The following is a 15,092-nucleotide window of genomic DNA, read 5'->3' on the forward strand; positions in this document are numbered from 1 at the left end:
GTCAGGCGAGGATCGATGCGAGCTCGGTGCGGGGTATCGAGACCGTTCGCGGGCCAGCGGCCGAGATGGTCCACTGCCCCTGGCTGAGGAAGAACAGCACCGCGTCATCGGTGAGTGCGAAGTTCTTGTACATCCGCGCGCCGATGGGGTTGTCACCGACGGTCACGCTCGGCAATTGCTTCTCCAAATCGGCCGCCACGAGACGGTCGAGCATCGCGACGGGGTCGGCTTCTGGTTTGAACAACTCGTCGAACGTGATCGGCGCCTTCTTGCCGAGGTCGTAATTGAGGGCGTCGTAGTTCGTCACCGGATGAGCGCCACCGAAGTTGACGTACTCCTCGAAGACCAGGCTTTCGGTGCCCGAGCCCGGCGCACCCGATCGGAATGTCCGCGACTTGATGTCGAGCGCCTTGGGCACATCGCGGGCTGGCTGCTCCTCGACCAAGTCGATGAACTCGTCGCGTTGGTCGGTCAGGACGTCCTCCACCGCGTCCTGGTCGGGGTAGTCGACGGGGAAGCTCATGTCGATCGTGTAGTCGGGCGTCTCGGTGTGGACCGTGCAGAGGCCGGCATCACCGACCGTTCCCTCGAGCTCGGTGCACGCGGAGGACCCCGCAGCCGTGGCGGTCGGCGCCGCGGACGTGGTGGCCGTCCCGGACGTCGAGGTTGTCGGCGGCGTCGTGACGGCCTCCGAGGGCGCCGGTTCGGTGGAGCTGTCGCACGCCGCCACAGTGAGGATCACCGCGACCGCAATCACCAGGTGCCGCTTCTTCATGTATGGAGCATGCCTCACTCGACATCAGCGGTCACTGCAATCACCAGGGTCAGCCGACGGCAGACGCCGACGGCGGGGCCGAACCACCCTCCGGCTCGCGGTCCGTCATCAACGCGACGATCTCGTCGCGGTCGGCCGCCGAGGGAAGGCCCATCCCGCGCGCATACCCGTAGACCTCATGCAGCGGGGTCGAGCCAGTCCGGCCCTGAAGGATGTCCACCGACTCCGTCCTGATCAGGCCGGGGTGCTCCACGCCGCAGGCCTCGGCCACCTTAACCAAATCACGGCGCAGCGTCTTGATGTAGTTCGCCATCCGCTCGGCCTTGACCTCCGGCACCACGCCGCGGGCCAGCCACGCGTTTTGAGTGGCGACGCCGGTGGGACACGTGTCGGTGTGGCACTTCTGCGCTTGAATGCAGCCGATCGCCAGCATGGCCTCCCGTGCGACATTGACCATGTCGCAGCCGAGCGCGAAGCCGATGATCGCGTTGTCGGGCAGGCCGAGCTTGCCGCCACCGATGAAGACGACCTGCTCATGCAGACCCCGCTCGGCGAAGATTTGGTACACCTGAGCGAAACCGAGTTGAAAGGGCAGCGAAACGGTGTCGGTGAAGATCATCGGCGCCGCGCCCGTGCCGCCCTCGCCGCCGTCGATGGTCACGAAGTCGACCCCGCGCCCGGTCTCGCGCATGAGATCGGTTAGCTCGCACCAGAATTCGAGATCCCCGACGGCCGACTTGATCCCGACCGGCAAACCCGTCTCGGCGGCGAGCAGTTCAACCCAGTCCAGCAAGCTGTCAGTGTCGCTGAACTCCGCATGTCGCGACGGGCTGATGCAGTCGCGGCCCTCCGGCACCCCGCGCGCCTCGGCGATCTCGGCCGACACCTTCGGCGCGGGCAGCAGCCCGCCGAGGCTCGGCTTGGCGCCCTGACTGAGCTTGATTTCGAGAGCACGGACCGGAGCGCCGGCCACCACGGCCTTGAGCTTGTCGAGATCGAAACGACCCTCGTCGTCCCGGCAGCCGAAATACGCTGTGCCGATCTGGAAGACGAGCTCGCCGCCGTGCCGGTGATATCGCGAAATGCCGCCCTCGCCGGTGTTGTGTAGACAGTCCGCCAGCGCCGCGCCGCGGTTCAGTGCCTCGACCGCGTTGCCTGACAGCGAGCCGAAACTCATTGCCGAAATGTTCACAATCGACTTGGGCCGGAATGCCTTGGGGCGGTTGCGTGCTGCGCCCATCACTTTGGCGCAGGGCACCTCGAGTTCGTGCCCGGCCTTGGGCGCCGACGGCGGGTCGGCTCTGCTGAACGTGCGGTGCTTGATCACCGGGTAGCCGGCGGTGTACTCGAGATCGTTGTCCGTGCCGAAGCCGAAGTAGTTGTTCTCCTTCTTCGCCGAGGCGTACACCCAGCGACGCTGATCGCGAGTGAACGGGCGCTCCTCGTCGTTGGCCGCCACGATGTACTGCCGAAGCTCGGGGCCGATCGCTTCGATCAGATAGCGAGCGTGTCCGAGCAGCGGATAGTTGCGCAGCAGCGCGTGCTTGCGCTGGAACAGGTCGCGCGCGACGACAGCCCCCACCGTCGAGGCGGCCGCGGCCGCGAGCGCGCGAACAGCCCTGCCCATGCGGGCAGTGTTTCCGCGCTGGCGGGGCGTAAACCCCGCTTCCCGTTTCTGCCCGCGGCGTGTCCACGCACCGTGCGATGATGCCCGCACGCCATACGCGAAGGAGATTCCGATGGGGTTCGAACGAATCGACGACCTACTCAACGGCGTAACGGCCGACGGGTCCCTGCACGGCATCGCCGCCACGGTCGTCTGCCGCGACGGCGTCCTCTACGAGGGCGCGGCCGGAGACGCCCGGCCCGACACCATCTTCCGCAACGCATCGATGACCAAGGCCGTGGCGACCACCGCGGCGCTGCAGCTCGTCGAGGAGGGCCGCCTCGACCTCGACGCGACGGTGGCCTCGATCGTCCCCGAGTTCGGCGAGCTCCAGGTGCTCGACGGGTTCGAGGACGGGCAACCGGTCCTTCGCGCGCCCAAGACCCAGGCCACCGTCCGCCAGCTGATGAACCACACGTCCGGCTGCGGCTACTTCTTCCTCAACGAGAAGCTCCACAAGTACTGCATGGACCACGGATTCCCCCACGTGCTCACCGGGCTCAAACAGAGCATCAGCTCGCCGCTGGTCCACGATCCCGGCACGGTCTGGGAGTACGGCGTCAGCACCGACTGGGTCGGCCAGGTCGTCGAGGCCGTCAGCGGCCAGACGCTGGGCGACTACCTCGCCGAGAATGTCTACGGCCCGCTCGGCATGACGGACTCGACGTTCACCCCCACCGACGAACAGCGCGCGCGCTTCCTGCCCGTCCTCACCCGGGCGGCGGACGGCAGCCTGGTGCCGACCGAGATCGACCTCGATGTCGAGCAGGAATGGCATTCAGGCGGCCACGGGTCCTACGGGACGATTCGCGACTACGGGCGGTTTGTCCGCGCGTGGGTCAACGGCGGCGAACTCGACGGCAGGCGCATCCTCAACGAGGCGACGGTGGAGCTCGCGCTGCGGGACCACCTCGACGGGGCACCGCTGCCGAAGAAACTGGAGCCGACTGTTCCCGAACTGGCCAACCCGGTCGAGCTGCTCGACGTCCCGCAGGGGTGGGGCCTGGGGTTCCACGTGTACTCGATCGATCTGCCCGGTATGCGCAGCGCCGGCTCCGGCGACTGGTCGGGCCTGTTCAACACCTACTTCTGGGTCGACCGCAAGGCAGGGATCGGCGCCGTCATCGCGACGCAACTGCTGCCGTTCTTCGACGCCAAGATGGTCGAGACCGCCCTCGGCTTCGAGGCCACCGTCTACGCCGAGCTCCGCGCGGCGGTGTCCTGAGCACTGGGCGCCGCGCGGCGCCGACCGCTGTGGGAAGATTCAACGCATTCGTATCGGCGTGATGATGCGATGCGCGGGGGTTCCGCCTGGTTCCACACCCTCGACAGGGTTGTCGGTCGGCGCATCTGTCACGTCTGGAAAAGCCCGGAAGATGTTTGGAGTTTCCATGTCCGCCCATAGGGTTTCTCAGCACGATCCTGCCCCGATTGTGGTGCTGATCGCCGCGATGCTGGCGTGGCTGGTGTCGGCCGTAGCCCTGACCGAGTCGACGACGTGGCCGACAGCGGCCGTCGTCGCCGTGACGGCAGGGTTCGGGCTGCTGGTTGGTGCGGTGAGCCGCGCGATCGCCTCCGGTGCGATTCGTCGGGGCGCCGGTGTCGCGGGTCGGGCTGCTGTCCTGATTGCCATCGGGCTCGTCGTCGGCGAACTCGCCGCTGTCGTCGTGTTCTCCGGATCGATTGATCGGCTGCTCGGCGAGCAGGCGGCGCGCACCGCCGAGTCCACCCCGGCCGCATCGCAAGCCGCGGCCGACCTCGACCGGAATCGCACGGCGCGCCGCGGGCTCGACGACGCGGTGGAGCAGGCCGTGCAACGCCGTCAGGAGGCCCTGGTGGTGGCCCGTTGTGAGTTCAACCCTCGGCCCGACTGCCCGCAAATCACCATCACCGGTGTGCCCGGTGCCGGCCCGGAAACCCGCACGGCGAACGACTTTCTCGCCGACGCCCAGCGCACGCTCGACGCCGCGTTGGCCGAGCGGGACCGTCAGGCACCCGTGCTTGATGCCCAGATCGCCGATGGCGAGCAGGCGCTGACGCAGGCCCGGCAGGCCGCGATCGCCGACACGGATCGCGGGCTGGGCGCTCGGTGGGTCGCGATGAACGATCACACGTTGGCCGATGCGGGTGCTCTCGTCATGCGACTGCTCGTCGACGGATTCTTCGTCCTGCTCAGCTTGCTGCCCCTGATCCTCAAGCTGTGGCGGGGCGAGACGTCGCAGGATCGCGTTGTTGCCGCCGATGTCGAGCGGGATACAGCGGAACTTCACGCCGACACCGCGATCGCGGTGAAGCGGGCCGAGGTACGCGCAGCCATCGACACCATGTGGGCCGAACAGCAACTGGCCAGTGCCCGCATGGCCGTCGAGGCCCAGCTCGAGATCGATCGCGAGGAGCAACGCCGCCGGGTGATCGAGGCGACCGAGCCGGCGGTGACCGCACGATCTGAGCGCATACCTCAGGCCGCGATTGAGGATGTGTTCCTGCCGATCGCCGCCGAGGCCGAAGCGGCCAGCCTCTTACCGGCCGAGTTGCCCGCGGTGGTGGACGACGCATCGGAGGACGACGACCGCTCGGTGGAGCGGTCCGGGCGTCCGCTGATCCCGGCCATTCCGGACGTCACCCGGGCCGCTGCGCGCTGGATTCGTCCCCTGGTGCCGCCGATCCTCGCCAACGCGATCGACACCACCACCAAGCCGCTGCGGGGCATGCGGCAGATCTTCGAGGAGACCGAAGAGATCCACATCTCGATGCGACGCACCCACAGGGTGAGTTCTCACATCGAGGAGGCCGAGGAGGCTGGGCAAGCCACCGAGCATGTGTCACCCGCAGTGTCGAGGGGCGACGATCAGGCCGAACTTGCCGGGAGCAGCGCGCGTGAACTGCGCGGGCAGCGCGGCCCCCGGGAACTCCCTCCGGGGCGCTAGCGCTTCACCGCATAGCGCAGATGTGCCACACCCGGCGCATGCAGGACGCGCACCAGTTCCAGCTCGGGGACGCCGGCCTCGAAGCCGTCGAACAAGCGCTCGCCCGAGCCGAGGATCACCGGCGACACCTGCAGGTCGATCTCGTCGACAAGGCCGGCCTTGATCGCCTGCCGCGCGCACGAAGCACCGCCGGCGATGGAGATGTCGCGGTCGCCGGCGGCGGCCCGGGCTTGTGCGTAGGCGGCTTCGATGCCGTCGGTCACGAAATGGAAGGTGGTTCCCCCCTCCATCTCGATGGGCTCGTGCGGGTAGTGCGTGAGGACAAACACCGGGCAGTGATACGGCGGGGTGTCGCCCCACCAGCCTTTCCAGTCCGAATCGGCCCAGTCGCCGCGGATGGGGCCGAACATGTTGCGGCCCATGATGGTTGCGCCCATGCCGTCGAGCATCTCCGATATCACCTGCTGGTTGACCGGATGCTCACTGGCCGGCCCGATATGCCAGCCATGCACATTGATCCCACCCACGCCGAGAGGATTCTCCTCACTTTGGTCGGGTCCGGCGACGTAGCCGTCCGCTGACATCGACATCGACAGGTTGGTTCGCGTCATGCCCAAGGAGACCACCCGGCCCCCCAAACCTCATCGCCGGGCGGGCGAATCGGGCGCGCAAACCCACCGTTTACGGTGCGTCAGCGCGCCGAATTCGTTTCAGCTGTCCACGCCGAGGGTAAGAAGTGCCGGCATGGCGAGCGTCAAGGGTGCGGTCAACGAAGCCACCCAGACGCGCGTCGTCGAATGGATCGCGCGGGCGGGCTATCCGGTCAGCGGGGTACTGCATCTGCTCATCGCGTACCTGATCGTCCGGGTCGCGCTGGGCTTCGGTGGTGACGCCGACCAGACCGGCGCGCTGGCGACGCTTGCCCGCAGTGGTGGCGGCGCGCTGCCGCTGTGGATCGTCGCCGCCGGACTCATCGCACTGGCGATGTGGCGGTTCGCGGAAGCGGTACTGGGCCTGCATCCTGGCGAAAGCACCCACGCCCACCACCGCGATTCGCCAATCAGCGACCGGCTCAGGGCCTTCGGACTGGGTCTCCTCTACTGCGCCGTCGCATTCACCGCCATCCAGTTCGCGCTGAACGTGTCGCGCTGGGGCAAGGACGCGACCGAAGGACTGAGCGCACGGTTGATGCAGTCCGGCGGCGGCAAGACCGTACTGGTCATCGTCGGATTCGTCGTCGCCGCAATCGGCGCCTATTACGTGCACAAAGGAGCGACCCGGAAATTCCTCAACGACCTGACGGTTCCGGGCGGCCGGCTGATCACGGTGCTCGGCATCTGCGGTCATGTCGGGGAAGGGTTCGTGCTGTTCTCGGCGGGCTTGTCCGTCATCGCGGCGACATACATGAGCGATCCGGCCAAGGCGACCGGTCTGGACGCAGCGGTCAAATCGCTGGGGCACGCGCAGTTCGGAACGGCGATCTTGATCGCTGCCGCAACGGGTTTCGCGGCATACGGCTTGTACAGCTTTGCGTTGGCACGCTACTCGCGGATGTGAGCAGCCGCTCTTGGCCTTCTCGTGTAGCGCGATAGCTCTGCAGATACCGGTCGATCTGCTCACGCCGCAGTGGCCGCGCCCAGATGTTCGAACCCTCGATCTCGATGCCGCTGTCGTTGGACGCCGCGCGCTTGCGGGCACCGACGCGGAACCCTGCGACCGTCACGACCATCAAGACGACCAATCCGGCGCCGATGATCCCGGCCAGCGGACTCCTGGCCGCCAGCGAGTAGACGAACGTCCCGAGTGCGACGAACGTCAAAAGGAACAACACATACGCCACATTCGTCGGAGAAATTCGTCCCAGTACCTTTCTCATCCCTCTCACCTCTACCGTCTATCAAAACGCTACGCGTATCGTAGCGCTACGCCTAGTGTAGCGTTTGGTCGGCTCCGGGTATTCCCGGTGAGAAGAAGGGGGAGTCGATGGCGCAACGGCCAACCACCGACGAACGCATCGCCGACGCCACCCTGGCGTTGCTGCGCACCAAAGGTGCCGGCGCGGTGACGGTCGAAGCGGTGGCGGCGCGCTCGGGTATAGCCAAGACGACGATCTATCGACGGCACCGCGACCGCCGCGCCATGCTCTCCGCCGCGTTGACGGGAATCGCCAATCCGGAACCGCTCGCAGACGACGCGACGGCGCCCGATCGGTTGCGGTGGGTCATCCAGGAAGCCGTCAAGGCCATCGACGACGGAATCGGCTTCGGTGGCCTGGCGTCGCTGCTCACCGATGACGACCCCGACTTCACGAAGCTCTTCCGCCGTATCCTCGCCCGCCAGCGAGCGAAACTGGAGTCAGTGATCGACGACGCCAAAGGCGACGGGTCCTTTCGCGCCGATGTCGACGGCGCGACCTTGATCGACGCGATCGTCGGTGCGCACATCGCCGAACGTTCCCGCACCGGTCGGATCACAGCGGCATGGGAGCGACGGCTGTTCGACCTCTTCCGGCCCAGCGTGCTCACACGAGTGCAAAGCTGTTCATCGTGAGTGGTGCAGTGTCGACGTGTACGGAGTGTGGAACGCATGCAGGTCCCGCGGAGGGAGTCTGTGAGAACTGCGGTGCCGCGTTGACGGCGATCCGACAGCTCGCGGTGCCCAGGTCAGCTCCGGACCCCGATGGCCAGGAGCCGGATCGCGATGAGAATCAGATCGGCGCGATCGTGCTGATCACCGACCGCGGTATCGAGCACGCGCGCAACGAAGACGCCGGCGCAGCGGGAATCGTGGTCAACAGCGCGGGGGACCGGCCGCGTGCGATCGCCGCCGTGGTCTGCGACGGCGTCTCCACCTCCGCTGACGCACAGGAAGCGTCGAGGGCCGCGTCGGCGGCAGGCCTCGACGCAATGCTGAAGGCACTGGCCGCATCCCGCGACATCCCGTCGGTGATGGTGGCCGGACTCGCTGATGGGGCAAAGGCGGCCGCGGAATCCACGTCGCCCGAAGGATTCAGCGCTGCGTCGTGCACCTACACAGCTGCGGTCGTCGTTCCGGCCGAGGGCGGACAGGTGCAGATCGCGATCGCCAACGTGGGGGACAGCAGGGTGTACTGGCTGCCCGAGCCGCCCGCGCAGCCGCAACGGCTGACCGTCGACGACACCGTTGCGCAGCAACTGATCTCCGCGGGCATACCGGCGGACTCGCCCGCCGTGCTGCGAGGGGAGCACACTCTGACCCGGTGGTTCGGTCGCGATGCCGATCGGGAGTGGGACGAATCAAGCGTCCATACGATGACCACCGCCGACCGAGGCGTCCTGGTGTTGTGCTCGGACGGACTGCACAACTACCTGCCCGAGGCCGCCGACATCGCTCGGTTCTGCACCGGAACCGCACCGGACGAGGCCGCTCGCGCGCTGGTCGATCATGCATTGCGTGCCGGCGGTCACGACAACATCACCGTGATCGTCATTCCGATCGGGCCTCACGAGTTTGGTTGAGCGGCGGCGACTTTGCCAGTGACGGAGGTCTCTCGGTCTCACTGACCAATATGACTGTGTGCCAACCTCACAGCGACTTTGTCGCTCAACTACTACCGCAACACCAATGTCAGCGACTTTGTCGCTGAGAGCTTGGCACCAACCACATATGGTCCCGCTGAACCGCGAAGTCCTCGACACAAGAGTCAGGCGGTCGTCATCGCCTTGTCGTGCTCCATCACTTCGACCGCCGCACGCTCACCCGAGCGCACCGCACCATCGATGAACCCGTACATGCGCGCCGAGCTCTCCGTGCCCGCCCAGTGGATCCGCCCGCACGGCTCCCGAAGCGCCGGCCCGAACTCCGTCAACACCCCCGGCGGAGTGTGCGCGATCATGCCGCCGCCCGAATACCGCTCGAGCGTCCAGTTCTGCTCGACGTAGTCGATCGGCGTCAGCGCCTTGTCGCCGAACCGCTCGGCCACCGCCGCGAGCACCGCTTGCCGACGTTCTACCTCACTGAGTTTCGTCATCTCGCGTGCGACGGGTCCTTCGGTGATGACCGTCAGGCTGCCGGGTGTCCCCTTGTCCGTGCAGGAGTCGATCGTCAGGTTGGCCATCGACCCGGGCGCGAACGACTGACCCGACAGGCCATCGGCCCGCCAGAACGGTTGGTCGTAGATCAACGCGATCTTGTACACCGCGCCCGACGGCATCCGCTGCTGCAGGAACGCTCGATCCACGGGAAGCATTGGCTCGAAGAGGATTTGGGACACGATGCTCACCGGCACGGCCACGATCGCTCGGCGCGCCCGGACCACCATGTCGTCGGACCGGACCGTGACGCCGCGGTCGTCCTGGGTGACACTGCGCACCGGCTGCGACAGATGGATCACGTCACCCAGCTCGGCAGCGATCGCGCGATGGATCGCCCCCATCCCGCCGACCGGGCGCTCGTCCTCGGCCGCATCCTTGACGCCGAGCACAAAGCTCGGCCCACCGGCCGAGGCCATCTGATACAGCACGAACAGCAGCGAAATCTCCGATGCCGCAGAGGTATACAGCCCGGAGACCGAGTAGTCGAGTAACTGGTGAGCGGGCTTGGACAGCGTATTGCGGTCCAGCCACTCCGCCCATGTGGTCTGATCCCACTTCTTCGCCTTCGGCGCATCCCACGGGGCCTCCGGCGGAATCGACTTGCACATCGAGGTGAGCTCGAGGAAGACCTTGCCGATGTTCGCCACCGCCCACGGGCTCATCGACAACGGGATCGTGCCCTTGTACTTGTACGCCTTCCCGTCGACGAACATCATCGCCTCGCCGTCGGTGTACTGCTTGTAGCTCGGGATGCCGAACTCCTTCATCAGCGCATAGATGGCGTCCTGGCCCGGCCCGATCCACGCGCCGCCCCGATCGATCCACAACCCGTCGTCCCGAGTCTCGGTCCACGTGCGACCGCCCACCCGGTCGCGCGCCTCCAGCAGCGCGACCGAATGCCCCGCCTGCTTCAAGCGCAACGCCGCGGTCAGTCCGCCGAACCCGGCACCCACCACGCAGTAATCAACATCCATGGCACACCCCCAGTTGTCCGTTGCGCCGGCCCGAACCAACGCGCCTCGACTATTAGACATACGCCTAATTAGACGCGGTGTCAATAGTCCTGCGCAGACCGACAGCAAATTCAGAGCAACGACCGTCAATAGATACAAACACGTGTTGACGTGCTAGTTAGTACGAAGACGGCCTAGTAATTGCGAAGTGCAGTAACTACCGCGCCGGCACGACTGCCGGCACCGCCGCGACGCCTGGGACCGCACCCGGCACCGCAGGCAACGGCGCCGGCGGTGGGGGAGGCGGGGTGTTGATGATGCGCAGGATGTCCGGCTTCATCTGCTGCAGCTGCGCACCCCAATAGCCCCAGCTGTGCGTGCCGTTCGGCGGGAAGTTGAACACCGCATTGCGGCCGCCCGCGGCCTGGTACTTCTCCTGGAACTCCTTGTTCGTGCTCAGCGTGATGTTCTCCAGGTACGACGCGCTGAACTGCGTTCCGAAACCACCACCGCCGGCGTCCAGGTCGGAGCTCGTGCCGTTGCCGCAGTACACCCAAATGGCCGTGCGGTTGGCCACCAGTCGATTGATGTTGAGCATCGGGTCATTTCGCTGCCACGCCGGATTGTTCGGCGGCCCCCACATGTCGGCAGCCTTGAACCCGCCGGCGTCCATCATCGCGAAGCCAATCAGCGTCGGCCACATACCCTTCGACGGGTTCAGGTATCCCGACAGCGACGCGGCGAAGAAGAACTGCTGCGGATGCCACGCCGCCAGCGTCAGCGCCGCTCCACCGGACATCGACAGTCCCACAACCGCATTGCCGCGTGGATCCTGTCCCTTGTTGGCCATCAGCCAGCTCGGCAGCTCGTTGGTCAGGAACGTCTCCCACTTGTAGGTGACCGTTCCGTTGAAGCCTCGCGCCGGCGCGTACCAGTCGCTGTAGAAACTCGACTGGCCGCCGACGGGCATCACGACCGACACGCCGGACTCGTAGAACCACTCGAACGCCGCGGTGTTGATGTCCCAGCCGTTGAAGTCCTCCTGCGCGCGAAGGCCGTCGAGCAGATACACCGAATGCGGCCCACCGCCCTGGAACTGGACCTTGATGTCGCGGCCCATCGACGGCGACGGCACCATGAGCGTCTCGACCGGCAGGCCCTCCCGCGAGTAGGCCGAGGCCTGCGGCGACGGAACAACCACCACAGCCGCAGCCATCATCAGGGCACAGACGACCAGCCTGCCGACACCACGCGCGATTCCCTCCACCACGGCGCGAAACTAACAACGCCGGTGCATACTCTTGCGCTCCCGCGCTCGGCAGTGACCAGTCTGTTATCGGGATGAGATCCGTCGTGACACTTCGCCGTAGCGCTCGATGCGCTCGGGGTCGGCCAACGCGTTGTACAACACGATGCGCGTCGCGAGCTCTCCATACTTCGAGACCAGGGCGTCGGCCAACCCCTCCCACGTCGACTCCGTCGCGAACTGAGCGATGTGCTCGTCGGTGATCTGCGCGGCCATGCCCTTGTAATCGCCGGCCTTCTGCTTCTCGCGGATCCGTGCCGTCGTGCCCTCGAACCCGGCCTCGTCCCAGATGAACGCGTAGTTCGGTGTGCTCCCATAGAAGCTCATGCTCGTGCGGACCAGTTCGCGCTCGCGGTCCCGTTCCTCGTCGCTGTCCCCGACGATCGTCATGACCGGCACGATGACCGCGACATCCGATGCCGACCGGCCCGACTTCGTCGCTCCCTCAGCGATATTCGGCACCACATGCCGCGTGATGTAGCCCGGCTCGCCCAGCGGATGCACGTGCACCCCGTCGGCGACCTCGCCGGCCATGCGCAGCATCCACGGATTGACCGCCGCGATGTCGACTTTCGGATCCGGCGCGTCGATCGGGCCCGCGCTCCACTGCGGGGTGATGAAGTCCATGTCGTAGAAGTCGCCGTGATGATCCAGCCTGCCCGTCCGGAATGCCTTGAAGCACGCCTTGACGGCCCGGACGTAATCGCGCAGCCGCGGACCCGGGCGCTCGAAGTCCACGCCGTAGCGCCGCACCACATGCGTGCGCACCTGCGTGCCGAGGCCGAGCCGGAACTTGCCGTCCGTCGCCTCCTGCAGTTCCCACGCCGCCGCCGCCGTGACGAAGGGACTGCGCGGGAACGCCACCGCCACACCCGTCGACAGGTCGAGGCCCGGCGCGGCCTGCGAAGCGACGGCCGCATTCAGGTACGCGGTCCGGCCGGTCTCGGTGAACAACAGTCCAGAGAACCCCGCCGCTGCTGTCCGGGCCGCGAGCGCCCCGATCGTCTTCAACGGCTGCGGCGTGATCATCGCGTCGACATACACAGGGGCACGGTACGCCCGACGTGTCGTACGCTGAGTCGATGGAGCTACTACGCGACGTAGTTGTACTGCTGCACATCGTCGGCTTCGCCGTCACCTTCGGCGCGTGGGTCACCGAGGCAGTCGCCAAGCGGTTCACCTTCACCCGCGTCATGGACTACGGGCTGCTGCTCTCGTTACTCACCGGCTTGGCGTTGGCCGCGCCGTGGCCCGCGGGCATCGAATTGAACTACCCGAAGATCGGCATCAAGCTCGTCATCCTCATCGTGATCGGCGGCGTGCTCGGTATGGGCAGTGCTCGGCAGAAGCGCACCGGAGTGCCCGTGCCGCGTGCGCTGTTCGTCACCGTCGGAGTCTTGTCCTTCGTCGCGGCCGCCATCGCCGTGCTGTGGTAGCTGAGGATTCACCGCACAGCCGCGATAGCGGCTAGCAGGAATTACGACCGGCCGGGTGGGCCCCCGACGGCCACCCGATGGCAAACGCTCTACCGCCGGTTCCTGGCGCTGGTGGTACGGCCGACCGCGCCGCCGCTCTGGCTCGGCGTGCTCGTGGTGTCCGCCGGCTGGGGCTTCGGCCTTGCCGTCGCGGAGCTGGCGCGCGGTCTCGGCGTCGAGCACGTGACGCTCGTGGGCTACGAGGAGGACGGCGTCGGCATCGTGCTCGCCACCCGTGACAGCCCGGACCGCGCGGCAATGACTGTGGGCGAACGGTTTCCGCTCGACGGGCACAGCCTGAGCGCGCAGATCGTCGACACCGGCGCAGCGGCGCGCATCGACGACTACAGCACCGCGGAAGGTCCTATCGCCGACCGGATGCGCGGACTGAACGTGTGCTCCGGTGTTGGTGCTCCCGTGTTGGTCGACGGCGAGGTGCGCGCCGCCCTGATGGTGGGTTCGATTGTCGCGCAATCATTACCGACTGGAACCGAAGACCAGGTGTCCGACTTCGCCGATCTGATCGCGACGGCGATCTACAACGCGGAGAACACGCATCGTCAGACGATGTCGAGCTTCGGATGACGATCAGTGACGACGGCGTCGGAGGAGCGACCACCGGCGGCGGGTCGGGGTTGATCGGACTGAAGGACCGGGTCGAGGCGGTGTCGGGCCGGTTGGAGATCGTCAGTGCCGCAGGGGCGGGCACGACGTTGCAGGTGACGATCCCGCTGAACGGTTGACGGTCGCGGGGGGCTTTTGGCGTCGTAGCGCGTCTTCAGCGACCAGATCGTCGATCGAAATACTCTCTCCGCGGCAATGCGACTTCCACGTCTTGGCGATCACGATCATGAATGCACCGGCGACGATGAGCAGTGCCACTGCCGTGACTACCATCAAAATAATTGCGTTGGTTGCGATGTCGACCCCTTGGTTCGCTAGCGCCAGACGGCGCCTCTCATCGCGAGTAGGCTCTCAGTAGACGCCTGATCAGCACCGATGTCAACAGCGCCTGGCCTAGACGTCAGAGGCGAGGCGGAAAATGATTGCGCCCCAAATAAATTAAGAGCGTATGCTGGGGGGATCGGCGGTACTTCGTCATATGGTCGTTCAAGATCGTGTCGTCGTCGATTCGCAGTATCTGGCCGATTCACGGTCAAGACGGGAGCGTCGTAATGACGCTGAACCAACCTTCCTCCACCGATACCAATAGTGCGCCTCGCTCTTCTCCGGAACACACGCCTCGATTGCGCCTGAAGCCCAAGGGCCGCATAAGCGGATCTGTAGACGGCGCGTGGTGGCCGCACAGTGACGACCTCGCCACACAGCTGCCTGATCTGCTGGCAGTGCTCTCCGTTCGGCTCGGCCCCATTGACCGCGTGTTGTTCAACGTCAATGAATGGGCGACGCCGCCCAGGAAACTCTCCACCGGCGGGCGAGCGGTTCGACTAGACGGCTACCAACGTCAGCCGGTCCACACGATCGAAGTTCTCGGCTTCAGCGGCGGGGGCAGAATTGCCTTACTCGTCGTGCCCGCGGACTCCGACCCGGACGAGGCGCACGCCACGTTGATGGCCGCCGCGACACCGCACGACACCTCCACCGTCGACGGGCTTCTCCTCATGACCGCGCGTCATGCAGAACAGACAAGGAAGATGTGATGACTTCACCGATAATGTTTCGCACGCCCTACGACATTCGTGTCGACCTCGTCAAAGACACCATCATGGCTCGCGCCAAGCTCGACGACAAAGATGCCGCTGACCTGGCTGTCGACATCCTCAAGGCGTTGACCTCGATTCCCGAGAAGATGCGCTGACGCAGGCCGTTTCTGGGGGTGAGCACCGCAGCGGTCGATCCGACGGACAGGTGTACCGTCGAGGGCGTTGGGAACCCAGCCACTCCGGAATGGGACGG

Annotated in this window: 17 protein-coding genes; 11 read left to right on the plus strand and 6 right to left on the minus strand. The window is 66.2% G+C overall.

Annotated features, from left to right (window positions below):
* Position 1: 1 nt before the first annotated feature.
* Entirely contained in the window at positions 2-775 is a 774-nt protein-coding gene (locus BST47_RS06115) for an esterase (RefSeq protein WP_083124366.1), read from the minus strand.
* A 49-nt stretch (positions 776-824) separates the two neighbouring features.
* Positions 825-2,402 (minus strand): FMN-binding glutamate synthase family protein, encoded by a 1,578-nt coding sequence (locus BST47_RS06120; protein ID WP_083124368.1) that lies wholly within the window; start codon positions 2,400-2,402, stop codon positions 825-827.
* Between the two features lie 112 nt (positions 2,403-2,514).
* Between BST47_RS06120 and BST47_RS06125 the strand changes: the two genes are divergently transcribed.
* Both BST47_RS06125 and BST47_RS06130 read left to right on the plus strand, forming a co-directional pair.
* Entirely contained in the window at positions 2,515-3,666 is a 1,152-nt protein-coding gene (locus tag BST47_RS06125) for a serine hydrolase domain-containing protein (RefSeq protein WP_083124370.1), read from the plus strand.
* A gap of 166 nt (positions 3,667-3,832) precedes the next feature.
* Positions 3,833-5,368 (plus strand): DUF4407 domain-containing protein, encoded by a 1,536-nt coding sequence (locus tag BST47_RS06130; RefSeq protein ID WP_083124372.1) that lies wholly within the window; start codon positions 3,833-3,835, stop codon positions 5,366-5,368.
* Here the strand turns inward: BST47_RS06130 and BST47_RS06135 are convergent.
* Entirely contained in the window at positions 5,365-5,979 is a 615-nt protein-coding gene (locus BST47_RS06135; RefSeq protein WP_083125082.1) for a dihydrofolate reductase family protein, read from the minus strand. The two genes, BST47_RS06130 and BST47_RS06135, sit on opposite strands and share 4 nt — an antisense overlap.
* A gap of 133 nt (positions 5,980-6,112) precedes the next feature.
* Here BST47_RS06135 and BST47_RS06140 point away from each other — a divergent pair, with 133 nt between their 5' ends.
* From BST47_RS06140 to BST47_RS06155, 4 genes are all read left to right on the plus strand, one after another.
* Positions 6,113-6,925, plus strand: coding sequence for a DUF1206 domain-containing protein (locus tag BST47_RS06140; RefSeq protein WP_083124374.1), 813 nt, complete (start codon positions 6,113-6,115; stop codon positions 6,923-6,925).
* 83 nt (positions 6,926-7,008) lie between these two features.
* Positions 7,009-7,158 (plus strand): hypothetical protein, encoded by a 150-nt coding sequence (locus BST47_RS30620; protein ID WP_165799748.1) that lies wholly within the window; start codon positions 7,009-7,011, stop codon positions 7,156-7,158.
* A 193-nt stretch (positions 7,159-7,351) separates the two neighbouring features.
* Entirely contained in the window at positions 7,352-7,918 is a 567-nt protein-coding gene (locus BST47_RS06150) for a TetR/AcrR family transcriptional regulator (protein ID WP_083124376.1), read from the plus strand.
* Positions 7,919-7,998: 80 nt separating this feature from the next.
* Complete coding sequence (locus tag BST47_RS06155; protein WP_234809596.1) at positions 7,999-8,865, plus strand: PP2C family protein-serine/threonine phosphatase; 867 nt, start codon at positions 7,999-8,001, stop codon at positions 8,863-8,865.
* 185 nt (positions 8,866-9,050) lie between these two features.
* Here the strand turns inward: BST47_RS06155 and BST47_RS06160 are convergent, their stop codons facing one another.
* The 3 genes from BST47_RS06160 to BST47_RS06170 form a co-directional block, all read right to left on the minus strand.
* A complete protein-coding gene (locus tag BST47_RS06160) occupies positions 9,051-10,415 on the minus strand; it encodes a flavin monoamine oxidase family protein (protein WP_083124380.1) in 1,365 nt (454 codons plus the stop codon).
* Positions 10,416-10,611: 196 nt separating this feature from the next.
* The gene (locus BST47_RS06165; RefSeq protein ID WP_107528897.1) at positions 10,612-11,613 is read right to left on the minus strand and encodes an esterase family protein; all 1,002 of its coding nucleotides are present in this window, start codon (positions 11,611-11,613) and stop codon (positions 10,612-10,614) included.
* Between the two features lie 114 nt (positions 11,614-11,727).
* Entirely contained in the window at positions 11,728-12,744 is a 1,017-nt protein-coding gene (locus BST47_RS06170; protein ID WP_083124384.1) for a TIGR03617 family F420-dependent LLM class oxidoreductase, read from the minus strand.
* A gap of 38 nt (positions 12,745-12,782) precedes the next feature.
* Between BST47_RS06170 and BST47_RS06175 the strand changes: the two genes are divergently transcribed.
* The 5 genes from BST47_RS06175 (at position 12,783) to BST47_RS30630 (ending at position 14,994) form a co-directional block, all read left to right on the plus strand.
* On the plus strand, positions 12,783-13,136 hold the full coding sequence (locus BST47_RS06175) for a Fe-S protein (protein WP_083125083.1): 354 nt from the start codon (positions 12,783-12,785) through the stop codon (positions 13,134-13,136).
* Between the two features lie 111 nt (positions 13,137-13,247).
* Positions 13,248-13,760 carry a GAF domain-containing protein gene (locus BST47_RS06180; RefSeq protein ID WP_165799750.1) on the plus strand — a complete coding sequence of 171 codons (513 nt, stop codon included), beginning with the start codon at positions 13,248-13,250 and terminating at the stop codon, positions 13,758-13,760.
* Positions 13,757-13,918, plus strand: a complete 162-nt coding sequence (locus tag BST47_RS30625) for a hypothetical protein (RefSeq protein WP_165799751.1) — start codon at positions 13,757-13,759, stop codon at positions 13,916-13,918. The genes BST47_RS06180 and BST47_RS30625 overlap by 4 nt, the downstream gene beginning before the upstream one ends.
* A gap of 432 nt (positions 13,919-14,350) precedes the next feature.
* Positions 14,351-14,836: a DUF5994 family protein gene (locus BST47_RS06185; protein WP_083124387.1), complete on the plus strand. Its 486-nt coding sequence runs from the start codon at positions 14,351-14,353 to the stop codon at positions 14,834-14,836.
* Positions 14,836-14,994, plus strand: coding sequence for a DUF6307 family protein (locus tag BST47_RS30630; protein ID WP_165799752.1), 159 nt, complete (start codon positions 14,836-14,838; stop codon positions 14,992-14,994). The genes BST47_RS06185 and BST47_RS30630 overlap by 1 nt, the downstream gene beginning before the upstream one ends.
* Positions 14,995-15,092: the final 98 nt, after the last annotated feature.

Origin of the sequence: Mycolicibacterium tusciae (assembly GCF_002086795.1) — a bacterium.
Lineage (GTDB): Bacteria > Actinomycetota > Actinomycetes > Mycobacteriales > Mycobacteriaceae > Mycobacterium > Mycobacterium tusciae.